This window comes from Actinopolyspora lacussalsi (genome assembly GCA_030803735.1).
Classification (GTDB): domain Bacteria; phylum Actinomycetota; class Actinomycetes; order Mycobacteriales; family Pseudonocardiaceae; genus Actinopolyspora; species Actinopolyspora lacussalsi.
The window spans coordinates 2501110-2519070 of the sequence record JAURUC010000001.1; the positions used below are offsets into that span (position 1 = coordinate 2501110).

At 70.1% G+C, this 17961-nt stretch carries 10 protein-coding genes and 1 pseudogene; 3 read left to right on the top strand and 8 right to left on the bottom strand.

The annotated features are described in order from the left end of the window. The first annotated feature begins 21 nt into the window (after nt 1-21). Nucleotides 22-1560, top strand: a complete 1539-nt coding sequence (locus J2S53_RS11135; protein WP_456240903.1) for a DNA-3-methyladenine glycosylase 2 family protein — start codon at nt 22-24, stop codon at nt 1558-1560. After that, the gene (locus J2S53_RS11140) at nt 1557-2054 is read left to right on the top strand and encodes a methylated-DNA--[protein]-cysteine S-methyltransferase (protein ID WP_456240904.1); all 498 of its coding nucleotides are present in this window, start codon (nt 1557-1559) and stop codon (nt 2052-2054) included. Before J2S53_RS11135 ends, J2S53_RS11140 begins: the two co-directional genes overlap by 4 nt. A 564-nt stretch (nt 2055-2618) precedes the next feature. On the opposite strand, the gene J2S53_RS11145 is transcribed toward J2S53_RS11140, so the two are convergent. The 3 genes from J2S53_RS11145 to J2S53_RS11155 form a co-directional block, all read right to left on the bottom strand. Continuing rightward, nucleotides 2619-3965 carry a DUF2252 domain-containing protein gene (locus J2S53_RS11145; RefSeq protein WP_092979724.1) on the bottom strand — a complete coding sequence of 449 codons (1347 nt, stop codon included), beginning with the start codon at nt 3963-3965 and terminating at the stop codon, nt 2619-2621. Nucleotides 3966-4094: 129 nt separating this feature from the next. Further along, a complete protein-coding gene (locus J2S53_RS11150) occupies nt 4095-7070 on the bottom strand; it encodes an AAA family ATPase (protein WP_456240905.1) in 2976 nt (991 codons plus the stop codon). After that, a complete protein-coding gene (locus tag J2S53_RS11155; protein ID WP_456240906.1) occupies nt 7067-8245 on the bottom strand; it encodes an exonuclease SbcCD subunit D in 1179 nt (392 codons plus the stop codon). The genes J2S53_RS11150 and J2S53_RS11155 overlap by 4 nt, the downstream gene beginning before the upstream one ends. Nucleotides 8246-8458: 213 nt before the next feature. On the opposite strand from J2S53_RS11155, the gene J2S53_RS11160 reads away from it, so the two are divergent. Continuing rightward, on the top strand, nt 8459-9517 hold the full coding sequence (locus J2S53_RS11160) for a DNA recombination protein RmuC (RefSeq protein ID WP_456240907.1): 1059 nt from the start codon (nt 8459-8461) through the stop codon (nt 9515-9517). A 78-nt stretch (nt 9518-9595) separates the two neighbouring features. Here J2S53_RS11160 and J2S53_RS11165 read toward each other — a convergent pair whose 3' ends face one another. The 5 genes and pseudogenes from J2S53_RS11165 to J2S53_RS11185 form a co-directional block, all read right to left on the bottom strand. Next, complete coding sequence (locus J2S53_RS11165; RefSeq protein WP_456240908.1) at nt 9596-11098, bottom strand: FGGY-family carbohydrate kinase; 1503 nt, start codon at nt 11096-11098, stop codon at nt 9596-9598. A gap of 196 nt (nt 11099-11294) precedes the next feature. Continuing rightward, complete coding sequence (locus tag J2S53_RS11170) at nt 11295-13889, bottom strand: glycoside hydrolase family 172 protein (RefSeq protein ID WP_456240909.1); 2595 nt, start codon at nt 13887-13889, stop codon at nt 11295-11297. A gap of 226 nt (nt 13890-14115) precedes the next feature. Next, entirely contained in the window at nt 14116-15126 is a 1011-nt protein-coding gene (locus J2S53_RS11175; protein ID WP_456240910.1) for a substrate-binding domain-containing protein, read from the bottom strand. 44 nt (nt 15127-15170) lie between these two features. After that, nucleotides 15171-16349 (bottom strand): ABC transporter permease, encoded by a 1179-nt coding sequence (locus J2S53_RS11180; RefSeq protein WP_456240911.1) that lies wholly within the window; start codon nt 16347-16349, stop codon nt 15171-15173. Further along, nucleotides 16346-17916 (bottom strand): annotated as a pseudogene (locus J2S53_RS11185) (sugar ABC transporter ATP-binding protein). The gene J2S53_RS11180 and the pseudogene J2S53_RS11185 overlap by 4 nt, the downstream one beginning before the upstream one ends. Between the last annotated feature and the right edge of the window lie 45 nt (nt 17917-17961).

Consider the following 17961-nt stretch of genomic DNA (forward strand, 5'->3'; position numbering starts at 1 on the left):
GAGCAGTGGCAGTCTCGACTCATGCTGGTCACACCGCAACAGGCCTACCGCGCCGTGGCGTCCCGGGACATCCGGTTCGACGGATGCTTCGTGACCGGCGTGCGCAGCACCGGTATCTACTGCAGGCCCTCCTGCCCCGCGCGCACCCCGAAGTCCGGCAACGTCGAGTTCTTCGCCACGGCGGCAGCGGCGCAGCAGGCCGGTTACCGCGCGTGCCGCCGCTGCCTGCCGGACGCCGTGCCGGGATCGCCGGAGTGGAACCTGCGAGCCGACCTCGCGGGGCGCGCGATGCGGTTGGTCACCGACGGGCTCGTGGAGCGGGAGGGCGTGCCGGGACTGGCCGCGCGGCTCGGCTACTCCACCCGACAGCTGACCCGGGTACTCACCGAGGAACTGGGAGCGGGGCCGCTCGCGCTGGCACGCGCCCACCGGGCGCACACCGCGCGGCTGCTGATCGCGACCACCGAGCTGAACTTCACCGACATCGCCTATGCCGCCGGGTTCGCGAGCCTGCGCCAGTTCAACGAGACCGTTCGGGAGGTGTTCGCCACCAACCCGACGGAGCTGCGGGCGCGGACGACCCGACGCCGCTCCCCCGAGGGGCTCCCGGCGGGCACGTTGCGGCTGCGGTTGCCGATGCGGTTGCCGTTCGACGCCCCGGGCACGCTGGGATTCCGGCTCGGTCCTGCCGTCGATGGCGTGGAGTGGACGACCGGAAGCGGTTACGGCCGGACCCTGCGCCTGCCGCACGGTCACGGGGTCGCGGAGCTCACCCCTCGAACGGACCACCTGGCGGTCACCCTGCGGTTGACCGAACTCCGTGACCTCGGCAGCGCGGTGGCACGACTGCGCAGGCTGTTCGACCTGGACTGCGATCCGGTGGCCGTCGACGAGGTGCTCGGCTCGGATCCCGCGCTGGCCGGAACGGTGGCGAGTACCCCGGGAGTGCGGCTGCCCGGCAGCGCGGACGGCACGGAGACCGCGGTGCGGGCTCTGCTCGACGAATCGGGGCTCGACGAATCAGGGTTCGGCGGAGCCGGACCGACCGGCGACGGGCGCGCCGAGCTCTCCAAGCTGATCGCCGAGCTCGGTGAGCGGGTTCCCGCCCTCGACGGGACGAGCGAGGTCGTGCTGTTCCCGACCGCCGAGGCGCTCGCCGAGGGAGCGGAGCGCGTGCTGCCCGGATCCGGCGGCAGCGCGGCAGCGATCCGCGGGCTCGCCACCGCGCTGATCAGCGGGGCGCTGCGCATCGACGAAGGTCGAGAGGGCGCGGAACTGCGCGAGGAGCTGCGCGGGGCGGGGCTCGGGGAACGCGCCGCCGACCACGTGAGCACGCGCGTGCTGGGCGAGCCCGACAGCTTCCCCCTCCCCGACCGCGCGTTACGTCGCGGCGCCGGACTGCTGGGGCTGCCCGACGGCGCCACGCTGCTCGACCGCGCGCGGCAGTGGAGCCCGTGGCGCTCCTACGCGGCGGTGCACCTGTGGCGGGCAGCCCGGAGCGCCCGACACGCGACGAACCACGAACACCACACCGAATCCACGACGAAGGAGCCGACATGACAGCCAAATGGTCCATGATGGACACCCGTTTCGGCCCGTTCACCACGGTGGTCGACAGCGAGGGCACGGTACTCGCCGCCGGGTGGACCGACGCAGCCGACGAACTGCTGCCGCTCATCGCGGAACCGCTACGGCCGCACGAGATCCGCAAGGCAACCGATCTCGGCGAGGTGAGCCGCGCCGTGCGCCGGTATCACGAGGGGGAGCTGGACGCGGCGGCCGACATCCCGGTCTCCCAGCGGTCCGGCCCGTTCCGGGAACACGCCTGGCGGGTGCTGCGGGAGATCCCGGGCGGCAAGTCCGTCAGCTATCGCGACTACGCGGCGCTGATCGGGCGCCCCGAAGCGGTGCGGGCCGCCGCTGCCGCTTGTTCGCACAACGCGGCGGCACTGTTCGTGCCGTGCCACCGGGTGCTGCGCGGCGACGGCTCGCTCGGCGGATTCCGCTGGGGCCTCGAACTCAAGCGACAGCTCCTCGACCACGAACAACTTTGAGGATGAACGCTCGGCCTGAGTAGCTGGTGCTGTGGCGGAACCTCTCGCACGGCTCTCGCTCCGGGAGACCCGACATCGAGTAGCCACCTACGCCACGTCGGGCCTTCCTCGCGAGAGCCGCACGGGAGAACCCGCGGCCGCTCCTGCTGCGAGGGTGGTCGGAGTGCGGCTATTCGTCGGCGCTGGTGTCCCGGCGATTTCGTGGGAAATTCCGCGTCCGGGCCTCACCGCCGTAGGGGTGTCAATTTCTCGAGAAATTGACGGAGCTGGGGCCACACCGCCGTGTCGGTACGTAAATTTCGCGAGAAATCGCGGCGCTCCGGAGAGCATCGTGGGGAAGCGACCATGAGCGCGGCAGCGAGGACGACCCCGTACGCGACCGGCCCCGGCCGCTTGCGACCACCCTGGCCACCGGCACCGCCGCGGGTTCTCCGGCGAGTGCCTCGCGAGGACGGCCCCGACGTTGTGTAGGTCGCTACCCGATGTCGGGGCACCCGCAGCGAGGCGCCGCCGGAGGTTCCGCCAAGCGAGCGACTACGCAACCGGCACCGCCACCCAGCGATGTCAGGTGCGAGTGGAAGTGACCCCTCCGATCTCACCGTTGCGGAACGCCTCCACGAACAGCCGGTAGTCGTCGCGCACCACGTCGGCGTAGCTCATCGCGAAGTCGCAGAGCCAGTCCGCGAACTCCTCCTCCCTGCCTTCGAGCACCTTCGAGATGGCGTCCTCGGTCTGGAACGGAACCAGCGTCTGGTCCGAGTCCGAGTCCGCGACACAGTGGATCTTGGCGATGGCGCGTCCCAGGTAGTCCACCACCGGCCGGATGTCATCCGGTTCGGTGAGTTCACCCCAGTCCAGATCGGACACGTAGGGCGAGACCTCGGAGACCACGTAGCCGGTGCCGTCGATCTCGGTGTAGCCCAGCAGCGCGTCGGCGTGCGCCTGCAGTGCCCGCTGCGACATCGCGGTGCGCTGCCCGTGGTGCAGGAAGTAGTTCCGGATCCGCTCATCGGGCACCACCGTCGCGGGCGCGGCCGCGTTGCCCTGCTTCACCGACAGGATCAGGTCGTTCTCCAGCGCCTCGTTCTCGCCCTCGATGAGCACGCTGTAGGCGGGCAGCCCCGCGCTGCCGATGCCGAAACCGCTGCGCCCCACCACGTCCTTGACCTGGTAGGCGATGTCGCGCATCTTCTTGTCCTGCGGAATCGTGCTCAGGTAGCGCTGGAACGCCTCGATGACGCGCTGGTACTCGTCGTCGCCGAGCCTGCGTACGCCCACCCCGTTACGGAACTTGCGGTCGTAGCCCTCGGTCTCGGTCTCGCGGTCGAGCAGTCCGCCCCTGCTGCGCAGCCGGGCCTGCTGCAGTACCTCGCGGATCGGCCCGTCGGTGGTGCCGAGGTTCAGCGAGAAGGCGGCGTCGTCGTCACCGGCCACGAACTGCCGCACCTGGTCGATATAGGAGCGGGTGGCACGGCGGATGAACTCGCCGATGTCCTCGTCCGGCAGCGCCTTGCTCCACCCGAGCAGCGCGAGGCTGGCGGCGAACCGCTGCAGGTCCCAGGTGAAATGTCCGAGGTACGCCTCGTCGAAGTCGTTGACGTCGAAGATCAGCACGCCTTCGCCGTCCATGTAGGTGCCGAAGTTCTCGGCGTGCAGGTCGCCCTGGATCCAGACCCTGCTGGTGCGTTCGTCGGCCCACGGGTCCTTGAGCCGGGCGACGTCGGAGTAGAACAGGCAGGCCGTGCCGCGGTAGAAGGCGAACGGCGAGGCGGCCATCTTGCGGAACTTGGTGCGGAAGGCGGCGGGCTTGTTCTCCATCAGTTCGGAGAAGGTGTCCACCAGGGTGTTCACGATGTACTCGCGGCGAGCATCCGGATCGTGGGTCTCCAGCATGCTGGACAGCTCGGACATGAACCGACCTTTCCCGGCCCGGTCGCGCCGGACCGCGGTATCGACGCTGCTCGGTTGAGTTCACGCACCGGCACACCGAACTCATCACCGGCCCGACCACGGCGGGCCGGTGATGAACACGGTGCGGGGCTACGCCTCGATCGCCAGTGACGAACCGCCGCGCGACTTGCGCACCCGCAGGCGTACCGGAATACGCTGCCGCAGTTCGTCGACGTGCGACACCAGACCGACCGTCCTGCCCCCGGCTCGCAGCTCGTCCAGCGCGTCCATCACGAGGTCGAGTGTATCCCCGTCCAGGGTGCCGAAGCCCTCGTCGATGAACAACGTGTCGAGCATCGCGCCACCGGATTCGGAGCTGACCACGTCGGCCAGCCCCAGAGCCAGCGACAGTGAGGCGAGGAACGACTCACCGCCGGACAGCGTCTTGGTGGAGCGGGTGCGTCCCGAGTAGTCGTCGATCACGCGCAGGTCCAGCCCGCCCCGTTTGCCGTGCGCGCCCTGCTCGTCGGAGTGCACGAACGCGTAACGCCCGTCGCTCATGTGCCGCAACCTGGCGGTGGCGGCCACGGCGACCTCCTCCAGCCGCGCGGCGAGCACGTAGGAGCGCAGTGTCATCTTCCGGGCGTTCTGTCCTCGACCGTTGACCACGTCGGTCAGGGCGTCGAGTTCGGCGAACTCCTCCTCCAGGGGCGCCAGTTCCTTCCAGGACTGCCGTAGTTCCTCGCCGAGCTCGGCGAGTTGCGCGCTGCGGTGGTCGAGGTCACCGAGCACTCCGGCCGCGTCGTCGACCAGCCGCCGCGCCTGTTCGGCCGCCGCCGCGGCGCCTTCGGTGTCGACCTCGGTGTCGGCCGAGACGTCCGGCAGCTCGTCGAGGGTGGCCCTGGCCGCCGCGTCGCGGCGGTCGACGTCGGCCAGCCAGTCCGCGAGTTCGTCGATGCGCGGCTGTTCCCGCCGTGCCGCCAGCGCCGTCTCGGAGCCGTCGAAGCCGTTCTCGGTGGCGATCCGCGCCAGCGCCTCGCGCTGTTCGTTCTCGCGGGTCACCGCGTGGTCGTGTTCGGCGCGTGCCCGCACCGCGCGTTCGAGGCGTTCGGCGAGTTCGAGCAGGTGTCGCCGTCGCGCGGTGACCGTGTCGAACTCACCACGTGCCTCGCGCAGCCGTTGCTCCCGCTCGTCGACGGTCTCGGCGAGTGATTCCCGGCCGGAGCGTGCGGCGGTGATCCGTTTGTCCAGTTCGGTGCGCCTGGCCGCCAACCGCTCGGCGTGGTTGTTGAGTTCGGTCAGCCGCTCGGCTCGGTGCTGCCGCTGGTCCGCCAGTTCGCGCAGGTCGTCGCGTTCGGCGGTGGCTCGCTCGAACTCCTCGCGCAGTCGCGGTTCGGTGCGTTCGCCGAGCTGTTCGCGGAGCCGGGTGTGTTCCCGTTCGGCTTCCTCCAGCTCGCTCCGCGCGCTGTCCCTGCGCTGTTGGCGATCGTTCTCGGTATCGCGTGCCCGCCGTTCGTCATCGGGGCCGACGGACGACTCGCCCGGCTCGGCCGGGTGCGGGTGCTGTAGTGAGCCGCAGACCGGGCAGGCCGCGTCGGTTTCGAGTCGGGTGGCCAGTTCGGCCGCCATACCCGCGAGCCTGCGTTCCCGGATGTCCTGCAGCTGTTCACGCGCGCTCTGGTGCTCGTCGACGGCGTGCTGGGCCCGTTCGCGTGCGGTGTCGCGTCGTGTCTCGGCATCGGGGAGTCGCCGGGCTGCCTCCAGCGCCGAGTTCAGTTCCTCGCACCTGGCGGTGACCGTCTCCAGCCGTTCGGGTGCCTGTTCGGCTTCGTGGGCCGCCGCTCGGGCCTGTTCGAGCTCTTCCGGCAGCTGGTGCTGCTGTTGTGCGAGTTCCGCGTCGGTGGTGAGGTCGGCGGCGATGTTCTCGTCGAGTTCGGTGATCCGCGCCCGGTCGTGACGCTGCTGCTCGGCCTCCTGCTCCCGATCGGCCAGCACGGCCGCTTCCTCGCGGTAGCGCAGCGACCGGGCGTGCAACTCGTCGGTGTCGGCGGATCCGTTCCCGGCGGGCGCCGCGCCGTCGGTTTCGTGGTCGGGGCAATCGGCCAGGGCCCGGTGCAGCTCCTGCTCGGCCTCGCGTAGTCGGGTGGTGCTGCTGTCCAGTTCCCGGGCGGCGTTGGCCACTGGCACGGCGCGGCGGGCCGCGTCGAGCTCGGCACCGGCGGTCCGGTAGTTCTCCGCCAGGTCCGCGAGTTCGTCGAGCTCCGCGCGGGCTTCGCGGACGCGTCGCACCTTGTCCGCCAGCTCGCGCTGCTGAGCCAGCTTCTCATCGGCCCGCTCGCGCCGCTGCCGGAGCCGTTCGTCCTCGGCACGGGCGTGCTCGTACCGGCGGGCGAAGCTCCGTTCGGTCTCGTCCAACCATTCGGCACGGTCCTCGTCCTCACCGGGCTCGCCGCCAGCGACCTGGGAGAACCGGGCCAGCAGCTTCTCACTGTGCTCCCGGGCGGTGCGCAGCTCGGTCCTGCGCTGGTTGCGTCGCTCGGCGAACCAGTCCTCGACGCGGGAGAACTGCCGGGTGTCGAAGAGTTCCTCCAGCAGATCTGCCCGCTCCTTGGCGTCGGCGCGCAGGAACCGCGCGAAGTCACCCTGTGGCAGCAGCACGACCTGGCAGAACTGTCCCGCGTCCATCCCCAGCAGTCGTTCCACGGTCGGACCGACGTCGTTGGGGCGGGTGACCCCCTCGGTAGGCTCACCCTCGGGAGGTTCGTCGAGCCAGGTCAGCGTGGCCTTCGCGTTCTCCGTGGTGGTGCCCTCGCCCCTTTTCTTGGGACGTTGGTACTCCGGGTTGCGCTCCACGCGCATCCGACAGCCCTGCACGGTCAGTTCCAGCGACACCCGGGTGGGTGTCTCCGGCGGCGCCGTGTCGCAGCGCAGCGCCTTGGCCTGGTGCCGAACACCGGGGACCTGGCCGTACAGCGCGAAGGTGACGGCGTCGAGCACGGTGGTCTTTCCCGCCCCGGTGTCACCGTGCAGCAGGAACAGCCCGTCGGCGCCGAGCTCGTCGAAGTCGATCCGCTGCCGGTCCCGGAACGGACCGAAGGCCGACAGCTCCAGGTGGTGCAGTCTCACCGCCGCACCTCCGCGGTGTTCACTTCGGACAGTGCCCGATCCAACAACTCACCCTCCGAGTCGGACGGTTCCTCTCCCCGGCAATTGGCGACGAAGTCCCGCAGCAGCCGCGGCTCGTCGCGGTCACGCACCGCCTCCGAGTAGCGCAGCGAGGCACGGGCCCTGCCGCCCGCCGGTTCCCACTCCATGTGCACGGCGTGGGGGAACCGCTGCTGCAGCCTGCGCATCCCGTCCACCGGGCGGGCCTCGTCGGTGACCGTGGCCGAAACGTAGCAGTCCGTGGCGGATTCGTACTCGGGGTCGTGCAGCAGCTGTTCGAGAGTTCCGGACACCGTGGCCAGTTCGCGGGGAACGGGCAGCTCGATCCGGCGTGTTTCGGACAGCCCCTCGGAGTCCAGCTCGACCAGCCACACCGATTTGCGCTGCCGTGCCTCGGAGAACGAGTAGGCCATCGGGCTGCCCGAGTACCGCACCCGCTCGGTGATCCGCTGGCAACCGTGCAGATGTCCCAGCGCCACGTAATCGACCCCGGCGAACACGTCGGCGGGCACCTGATCCACCCCGCCGACGGCGATGTTGCGTTCGGAGTCGCTGCTGCCGCCACCGGTGACGAAGGCGTGTGCCAGCACCACGGACCTGGTGCCGGGATCACGGCTGTCCAGTTCGCCCCGAACCCGGTTCATCGCTTCACCCAGCACAGCGGGGTGACCGCGCTCGACGTCCTCTGCCGCGCCGGGCGCCGTGCTGGTGCGCAGCACCTGCCGAGCCGGGTCGGGTTCGAGGTAGGGGATGCCGTAGAAGGCCACCGGCCCGTGCTCGTCGGAGAGCACGGTGGGCTCGTGCAGGGTGGCGACGCGGGTGTGCAGGTGCAGCCCGCCTGCGGCCGCGAATCCGGCGAACGCCCCCACCCGCTGCGGAGAGTCGTGGTTGCCCGACGTGACGACCAGCCGCGCGCCGGTCCGGCGGAGCTGTTCGAGCACGTCGACGCAGGTCTGCACCGCCTCGCCGGAAGGCACCGAGCGGTCGTAGAGGTCCCCGGAGATCACCACCACGTCCACGTTCTCGGCACGGACGATCTCGGCCAGCTCGGAGAGCACCCGCCGCTGGTCGTCGAGCAGGTCGTGGCCGTGGAACGTGCGACCGATGTGCCAGTCCGAGGTGTGCAGCAGGCGCATGGCCGCACGCTATCGACACACCGCGGCGGTTCGATCACCCCGTCGGCAGTGCTGTGGCGCGGGCGGCGGCGATGCGCGGCGGGCGGCAGTGCTGTGTCACGGGAGACAGCGGTGTGCCGCGAGTGGGGGCGGCGTGTCGCGGACGGGGACGGGACGCGGCTCCCCCTCGTCGGCGATGATCCGTTCGACAACCGACGGACGAGAGGAGTGCTCGTGGGGTCAGCGATGCTCGGGGGTCTGCTGGTGGTGATGGTGCTGCTGTTCGCGGCCGCGCTGCTGGTGATCTGGCGGTTGTACGGCGATTCCGCCCGTAGGGCCGAGGATTCCGCACGGCGGGCGGCGGAGGCGCTGCGGATGCTGGAGGCGGAGCGGGAGCGCGCCTCGCGGCACGAGGCGGCGCTGCGGCGCTACGAGGTGACCTTCGCCTCCAGCACCGGACGCGGCGAGTTGGGTGAACAGTCCCTCGTACGAACCACCCGGGCACTGGGGTTGCGGGAGGGGGTTCACTTCACCCAGCAGACCGACCTCGCGGGCGGTGGTGCCGCCCGGCCTGACCTGGTGCTCAACGTGAGCGGGGAACGGCGCGTCCCGGTGGATGCCAAGGCCAGTTTCGCCGCGTGGGCCGAGGCGATGGAAACCGACGATCCGGCGGAGCGCGACGAGGCGCTGCGGGTGCACGCCCGCAACATCCGCGCCCGCGCCAAGGAGCTAGCGGGTAGGGACTACCAGCGTTGGGCCGACGCGATCTACGGCGCGATCATGTTCGTTCCCTCCGACGCGGCGGTGGTCTCGGCGCTGGACAGCGACCCGACGCTGCTGGGGTGGCTGCTGGAGAAGCGGGTGTTCCTGTGTGGACCCACCGGGTTCGGGGTGCTGGCCTCGGCCGCGCTGTTCGCGGCGACCGAACGCACCATCGCCGCCGACATCGAGCGGATCCGCGCCCAAGCGGTGGAGGCGCAGCGGGCCGCGGCCTCGGCGGTGGAGGCGGTCAACCTGTCCGGCACTCACCTGCAGCGGTTCGTCTCGGCACGCCGCAGGGAGCTCGACGCGCTGGAGCACTTCCGGGGGGCGGTGCTGCCGCTGGCCGAGCTGAACGACGCCACCGGGGTGGCCGAGGTGCGTCGGACCTCGGAAGGACTGGCCGGTTCCGATGGACCGTCGGGTTCGGAAGAGTTGGCCGGTTCGGAAGGGTCGCCCGGTTCCGGGGACGAGGCGGGTCGCACCGACAGGGTGGCCTCCCGGAACGGGACGGGCGACGGCGCGGCGGAATGACCGGACGCGACGGCTGCCCAGCGCTTCGGTCCTGTCGGAACACCGCACGGCAGTCCCGCCGCGCCGCCCGAGGCGGGATCAGGCCGGACCCGCGGTGGCGATCCGCTGCTGTTCGGCGAGGAAGTGCGCCGTCTCGGCGGTGCTCTCGTAGAGCGTGCGGTAGTGGCGGTAGAAGGCATCGTAGCGTTCGGTGTTGGCCGGGTCCGGCTCGACCCGGTCGACCACCGGGTTCCACTCGTCCGGGGCGACCGCCGTGCCGGTGGCCAACCCGGCCAGCAGCGCGTCGCCGTAGCAGGCACCCACCGTCTCCGCCGGGATCAGCTGGGTGCAGCCGGTCACGTCGGAGACGATGCGGGTCCACAATCCGCCCGTGGTGCCACCGCCCACCGCCACGAGTCGTTCGGTCGCGGTGTCCGAACCGCGCATCTCGGCGAGGTTGTGCCGCACTCCGTAGGCGATTCCCTCCAGGGCACCGCGGTAGAGCTCGGCCCGGCCGTGCTCGGTGGTCAGGCCGAACAGCATGCCCCGCGCGTCCGGGTCGAACACGGGGGTGCGCTCACCGGCGAAGTAGGGCAACAGCAGCAGACCGCGACTGCCCGGCGGCACTTCGGAAGCGGCGGCGGCCAGCTCGGAGAACTCCCCGTCGAACAGACCGCGCAGCCAGTCGGTCACCGCGCCGGAAGTGGCCATCCCGGCGGCCTGGGTGTAGGTGTCCGGATGAACACCGCGAGTGCCCCACAACACCGGATGGGCCCGGAGCCGTTCCACGACCCGCACGAAGAACATGGTGGTGCCGTACATCAGCATCACGTCGCCGGGATCGCGCACACCGACGCTGCACGCCTCCGCCCAGGCGTCCACGGTGCCCACCGTGACCGGCAGCCCCTCCGGTAGTCCGGTCTCGGCGGCGGCGCGGGCGTGGACCCTGCCCGCCGTTTCGGTGGACCAGGCCAGTTCGGGCAGTTCGAGCCCGGGTGCCACCGCGTCGGACCACTCGGGGGCACAACGTTTCCGGTGAAGATCGTAGATCGGATCGCACTGGCTGGCCGAGTGGTGATCGAGCACGTAGCGACCGGTGAGGCGGTGCACCAGGTAGGAACCGCACATCAGCAGTTTCGCCGTGCGACGGTAGGTCTCGGGTTCGTTGTTGACCAACCAGCGGATCTTGGGGCCGACCGCCTGGCTGCTCAGTGCCGAACCGCTGTGCCGCGGTATCTCCTCGGGGCCGAGCTCGGCGTTCAGTTCCGCGATCTCGGCGGTGGCCCTGGTGTCCACGCCGTACAGGATCGCGGGCCGCAGCGGGTTGCCCTCCTCGTCGGCGGGCAGCAGTGTCGGCCCGATACCGCTGACCCCGAGCCCGGCGATCCCGCGCCGCTCGGCGGCGGGCAACAACTCGGCCACCAGCTCCCGGAAGTCGTGCCACCAGATCGCCTCGGCGTCGTGCTCGACCCGCCCCGGTGACGGGCGGCTCGTGGCGTGTGCGCGCTCGGCCCTGGCCAGGATCTTACCGCTGGTGGTGGTCAGGACGCCCTTGGAACTGGACGTGCCGATGTCGATTCCCAGCAGTACCTCTTCGGACATCGCTCCCACTTCCCGCAGCCGTCGCGAAACCACGGCAAACCCTCGGCTGTTCGGATCTCCCGTCGATGTTCGGCGTCAATTTCCCACGAAATCGCCGGGACGGGGAGCGGTGCGGCCCCAGGGGCTTAGATTTCTCGTGAAATCGCCGCGCCCTCGGCGCCGCGGTGCCGAAGTCCTACCAACGAGCGGTTGGGCGCTATTCTCCCGCCGTCCGGTAGGAGAACGCGGTGTAGCGCACCGCCGACCAGGGCGGCGCGTCGTCCGCGGGCAGCAGCCGCACTCGCAGCGTGTTCCGGTCTCGGGTGAGCTCGGCCGGGATGTCGAAACCGTCCTCCAGCCACCGGTGCGCGCTGTTGCCCAACGGCTGCGACCAGACGCCGGCGTCCCGACCGTTGACCAGCACACGAACCCGCTGATGGCTGCTGCGCTGGTCGGAGAGTCTGCGGAGCCGCACTCCGGAGTTGTCCGGATCGATCCGCACCCGGAACCCGATCTCACCCGTGGTCGAGGTGGTCGTGTACCGGTACGGGCCAGGGTCGCGCCTGCCCTCGAAGGTGGCGGTGAGCTCCCGACGCGACTCGCCGAGGGCGTTGTAGTCGTGTGCCAGTCTGCTGAACCGGTCGTCCAGGTCGATCCGGTCGGTGCGCCGCATGGTGGAGACCGGGTTGCCGTACCAGTAGGCGGTGGAGCTGTAGCGCGCCGGCTCGTTGTTGGCCGGTCCGTGTTCGATACCGGCCACGATTTCGCTGTCGAACGACACCGCGTCGGACACGAGCAGCCGGTACGTCCCGGTGCAGTCGTAACGGCACCCGTCACCGGAGTACTCGTAAGCGGGATTGCCCGCCAGCGGCATGGCGAAGGTGGTGCCGCCCCGGAAGTACCAGCCCGACTCGTAGAAGTCCTCCGTTCCGGTGCCGTACCAGGCCGGGCTGGCCGAGCCGTCCACGTAGAACCGCTCGTCACCCTCCAGATAGTTGCGCTGGTTGGCACGTGGGGAGGCCGAGGAACGCGGTCCCTCCGGAGTGCGCGCCATGCCGGGGGGAATCCTGCCGCGCATGGTGTGCGTCACGCCGTAGAACGTACCGCTGCCCGAGGTGGACAGGAACTTCCAGTCCTTGCCGGGCTCGGTGAGACCCTGACGGTGCGTGGCGTGGAAGTGGCCCGAACCGGTCCCCGGCCCCGCACCCGCCGAAGGGGCGGCGGTCGCTTCGAGCACCGCGCGGCGGATCGGCACCGACCCCTCGTTGACCAGCTCGATCTCGGCTCGTCGCGCGAACGGCATGGGCCACCATGAGGTGTACCACCCCTCCCCGGCGTCGATGGAGCTCATAAGTCTGCGCACGTCGTACTCGCCGAGCCCGGAGCCGAAGAACTCCCCGATCGGGGCGTCGACGGTGGTTCGTCCGTCGAAGGTGATCCGCAGCCGCACGTCGCGCAGCACCGCGTCGGACTTCTCGACCCGCGCACGCTCGTGCGGCAGGTGGGCCACCAGTTTGCGCCGCTGGAAGACCTGGTTGTCGATCCGGTAGTCGTGCGCCGTCTCGTCACCGGGATTGGCCGGTCCCACGTCGAGGACGTCGGTGCGGATCCAGTCACCGTCCACCCTGCTGTGCACTTCGTAGCGGAACTCGTTGATGTCCACCTCGGCGGACCGGAACTCGTTCGTGACGCGCAGCTCGGCCCTGCCCCGGGTCAGCGGTGCGGGCACGGTGACCCGCTCGCGTCCCCACTCCCCCTTTCGCGCCGGGCCGCTGTTCCAGGTGCCGACGCGTTCGTCACCGACGAGCACTCGCGCCACCTGGCCTCCGACGTTGGCGTCGTAGCGGCGGGTTATCCGGACTCCGTCGTTGCCGGGTGCGATGCGCGCGTCGAAGGAGCTGGATCCGCCCTCGCCGAACGCGCGCCCGTCGTCGATTACGCGCGGCGCCGCCACGACACCGGGGAGGCGGAGCCGAAGTTCGTCGATCATCGCCGGTCCGCGGATCGGTTTCAGCGTGGTGGACTCGCCGGGGCGCAGCGAGAAGCGGGAACGCCGTTCCGCGATCGTGGGCGCGTCCGGTTTGGGATCGGCCACCCCGAACCGACGCAGCCGCCGGACCACGTCCAGGGCCGGGTCACGCGGGTCGAAGGTGGTGACGCCATCCGCATCGGCGAACGAGCGGTAGTCGACGTGGTAGAAGTACGGGTTCTCGTCCACGGTGATCCGCATGGACTCCCGGTAGGGCATCGGGACCTTGACGACCGCGCCACCGGAGGTGTCGCGCGCGTCGCCGACCAGGGGCCAGACGAACGGTGGCCCCAGTTCACCCGCCACGACGTCGGCGAGCGGGGCGTCCAGCACGGTCCGGCCGTCCAGTCGGATGTGGATGTCGCCGGTGGCGGTGACATCGCCCCAGGGGTCACGGGTGAACCAGATCGAGGTGATCTCCCCCGCCCCGGTGTGCTCCGCGATGACGCAGCCGCGCTCGGTGGTGCGCAGGCACGAGTGGGTTCCGTTGAAACCGTCGTCGTTGCTGCCGCTCCTGGCGAAGCTGGAGAACTGCTTGCTGTTGCCACCGTGTCGGAGTCCGCCCAGCTCGTCCAGCGAGCGGTAGGTCTCCCAGCCGACCGTGCGGCCGTCACCCGATCCGGCCGGTGTGCCGGGTTCCTCGGCACGGACGCGTTCCGAGGTGGAGTCGCCGATGGTGGCCCCCAGAGTACCGAGAACCAGCACGAACACGACGAGAACGCGCGCCGCGCGCCCGCGCACGGCGGGCCCGGACCGGATTCCCGCGCTTGTTCCCACGGCCATCGTGTTCGCCTCCCGGATAGGAATCCGCGACCACGCTGCGGGAAGCCGCACCGGGGTCGATCCACTTCCCGGGAATTGTCGTACGATCGCGGTCGATTCCGCACCGAAATCCACATCGTTCGTTCGGGGGAATCGACGCTACGGGAAACACAGCGAAAAATCAGAGATCTTCACATTTCCGCGATATTCGGCGACACCGGATCACCGATGCTCTCCGCCCGATTCGTCACCGGGAATTCAACCGGCGATACACCTCGGCGGCGTTCTCCCGGGTGACCAACTGTGTCGGCAGGGTCCGCTTCCGGGGGACCGACTCGCAGTCGATCAGTATCCGCTTCGCGGCGGTTATCGCCTCCGCACCCCCGGTGGGGTAGACGAACGTCGCCGACAGCCGCCCCTGCCGCACCGCCTTGATCCCACCGGAGGGCGTGGGGAGCCCGTCGATGCCGACGAACTTCGTCCCTTCCGCCCGTCCTGCCGTCCGCGCGGCGAGGTGGGCACCCTCGGCCATGGGATCGTTGTGCCCGTAAACCGCGTCGATGCGGGGGTGGGCCTTGAGCATCGCCGCCATCTTCGACCGGGCCTCGGCACGCAACCACTGCCCGTCCGCGGTGGCGATGATCTCGATTCCCGATCCCTCGATCCCGGCGCGGAAACCCCTGCCACGTTCGGCCGCGGGTGTGGAGCCGGACAGGCCGCGCAGTTCGACGATTTCGCCGCCCTCGGGCAGCAGCTGCTCGGCGAGGTACTCGCCCGCCTTCCGACCGATCCTCTCGTTGTCGGCGCCGATGAACGTGGAGTAGGAATCGCCGTTGACCTTGCGGTCCAGCAGGATCACCGGGATGCCGCTGTTGTAGGCCCTGCCGACCACCCCGGTAAGCGGGGCCGCCTCGTTGGGGCTGACGATCAGCAGGTCCACCCGCTTGGTGATCAGGGTCCGGATCTGGCTGACCTGCCTAGAGTTGTCCTGCGCGGCGTCGAGGAACTGCACCTCGTCGAACTGCTCGACCTCCGCGGCGGCACGCCTGATGTCGGCGTTCATCCGCACCCGGTAGGGCTCGGCGACGTTGGCCTGGCTGACGCCGATGGTGTACTCCTCGCCCGGTCCATCGCAGACCTCCGCCGAATCCGGTCCCCCACCGGCCGCACCCGCGTTCGTGCTCGTGGTCCCGCATCCGGCGCCGAGCAGCGCGACCGCGCAGACAGCCGCGAACATCGATCGCGTCCGAGAACTCATCCGGGCTCCTTTTCCACTACCGGATTTCCACTACCGGATTTCCACTACCGGGAGGGCCACAGCCGCTGCGCGGCGGCGGCAGCCACGATCACGAGACCCTTGATTACCAACTGCAGGTCGGTGTCCACCGTGTTGAGCGCGAGGATGTTGTTGAGCACTCCCAGCAGCAACGCGCCGGCTATCGTGCCCATCATCGATCCACGACCGCCCGCCAGGCTCGTCCCACCCACGACCACGGCGGCGATCCCGTCCAACTCGTAGGAGATCCCGGCGTTGGGACTGCCGGTGTTGAGCTGACCGGCGTGCACGATGCCCGCCAGGGCCGCACACAGTCCGCAGATCCCGAACGCGATAATCTTGACCCGGTTGACCGGGACCCCCGAGGTCCTGGCCGCTTTCTCGTTGCCGCCGATGGCGTAGAGGTGGCGGGAGAAGGCGCTGCCCCGGAGGAACGCCACCGCGAGTACCGCGAGCACCGCGAAGATCAGCGCCGGGACGGGCACGATGCCGTCGAAGGTCCGCTCCCCCAGCAACGAGAACGACAGCGGTGCCTGCCCCGCACCGGAGCCGTAGGTGATCGGCACGGTCTGTCCACCGGACCACAGGCGCGCCAGTCCCCTGGCGATCTGCAGCCCCGCGAGCGTGACGATGAACGCCTGCACCCGTAGCAGCGCCACCGCCGCCCCCTGCAGCAGGCCGAACACCAGCCCGGCGAGCAGCACCACCGACACCGCGGCGAGCACCCCGAAGTCGTCCTCGGTCAGCAACACGGCCGATCCCACCGCCGCCAGCCCGAGCAGCGATCCCACCGACAGGTCGATGCCGCCGACGAGGATGACGAAGGTGAGGCCGATCGCGATGATGCCTATCTCGGAGATCGCCCGTACGAGGTTGAACAGGTTCTCGCTGGTCAGGAAGATGATCTCGCCGTCGTCGCCGCGCGGCGAGAACACCACCGAGGCCAGGAAGACGAGCAGGAGGCCGAACAGGCTCTGGAACCGCAGCAGCGCCTCGACGCCACCCGAACCACTCCGCCCCGCTCGTTGAACTTCGCTCGGCCGAGCTCCGGAAGACCGGTCCCCTGCCGACTGTCTCCCTGCCGACCAGCCTTCGCTCGTCGAGGTCCCGGCCGCGGTCTCCGGGGTGGCGGCGTCCGGAGCGGATCCCCCGGTGGAGGTGGACGCGGAGTCGGTGGGCTCGTCGTCGGTGGCGCGCGAGCTCATTTCCCACCCCCCGTGGAAGCCACCGCCGGCTCCGCCGCGTCACTCCGATTTCCCATCGCGGCCGCCAGTAGCTCGGCCCGGCTGGTGCGCGAGCTGTCGAACTCGGCGACGGATCCGCCGTCACGTAGCACCACGACGCGGGAACACACGTCGAGAAGTTCGGCGAGCTCCGAGGAGGCGAGCAGCACACCGATGCCCTGTCCGGCGATCTCGTCCAGCAACCGGTAGATCTCGACCTTGGCCGCCACGTCGACCCCCTCGTGGGGTCGTCCAACAGCAGCAGCGCGGGCTCGGTCAGCAGCATCCGTCCGAACACGACCTTCTGCTGATTGCCCCCGGAGAGCGTGCCCACGGAATCGGACGTGGAACCGAGCTTGATCCCGAGACGTCGAGCGTTCCGTCGCGCGGTCGAGCTCTCCCGCCTCCTCGCGACCAGCCCGAGCCTGCCGAGCCGGGGGAGCACGGACAACACCGTGTTGGCGGTCACGGAGTGTTCGGTGACCAGACCACTGCCCGCGCGGTCCTCTGGCACGAACGCGACTCCGGAACGCAGCGCCTGCCGGGGGCCGCGCGGCCGGTAACGGGAAGCGTGCAACCGCACCTCACCGCGCCATTCAGCGCTCGGCCCGAGCCCGTAGAGCGCTTCGAGAAGTTCGGTGCGTCCCGAACCGAGCAATCCGCACAGCCCCACGATCTCGCCACGGTGCACCGACAGGTCCACACCCGTGGGAGTCCTCCTGCCGTCGTCGCGCACGCGGGGGTGCACCGCGAAGCGGGACAGCGCGAGCAATTCCCCGCCCGGACTCCGCCGCGTCGGTGTGAAAGCGGTGGTGAAGTCATCGCCGACCATGGCGTCGGCTGCCTGCTCGGCTGTGACGCTGCGAGCGTCGAACTCGGCGGCCACCCCGCCGTTGCGCAGGACGGTGGCGCGGTCGGCGACCTCGCCGATCTCGTCCATCCGGTGAGAGATGTAGACGATCCCGGTGCCGTCGCGGCGCAGTTCGGCGATCACCGCGAACAGCCTGTCCACCTCGGTACCGGACAGCGCCGAGGTCGGCTCGTCCATGATCAGCACCGCGGCGTCCTGGGCCAGCGCGCGGGCGACGGTGACCAGCTGCTGCTCGCCGATGCGGAGTTGTCCCACGGGGCTGCGCGGGTCGAGATCCACCCCGATGCGCCGCAGCAGTTCACCGGTCCGCAGGTTCATCCGGGAACGGTCCACAGTGCCGCGTGCGGTGCGGGGCTCGCGTCCGAGGTGGAGGTTCTCTGCGACCGACAGCGCGGGCACCAGATCCAGCTCCTGCTGGATCATGGCGACCCCGGCGCGTTGCGCGTCGATCGGCCCGCGGAAAGCGCGGGGTTTCCCGGCGATGCGGATCTCGCCGGAATGGCCGGTGACATCGCCGGACAGCACCCGCATGAGGGTGGACTTGCCCGCACCGTTCTCGCCGAGCAGCGCGTGAACCTCACCGGCCCGCACGGTCAGGTCCACGCCCGAACAGGCCAGCACACCACCGAACCGTTTCGTGATCGCCCGTAGCTCCACCAGCGGTGGTGCGGCGTCCATTGCGTCACCCCCTGCGGAACACGAGCGGATAACCGGTCGCTTCGC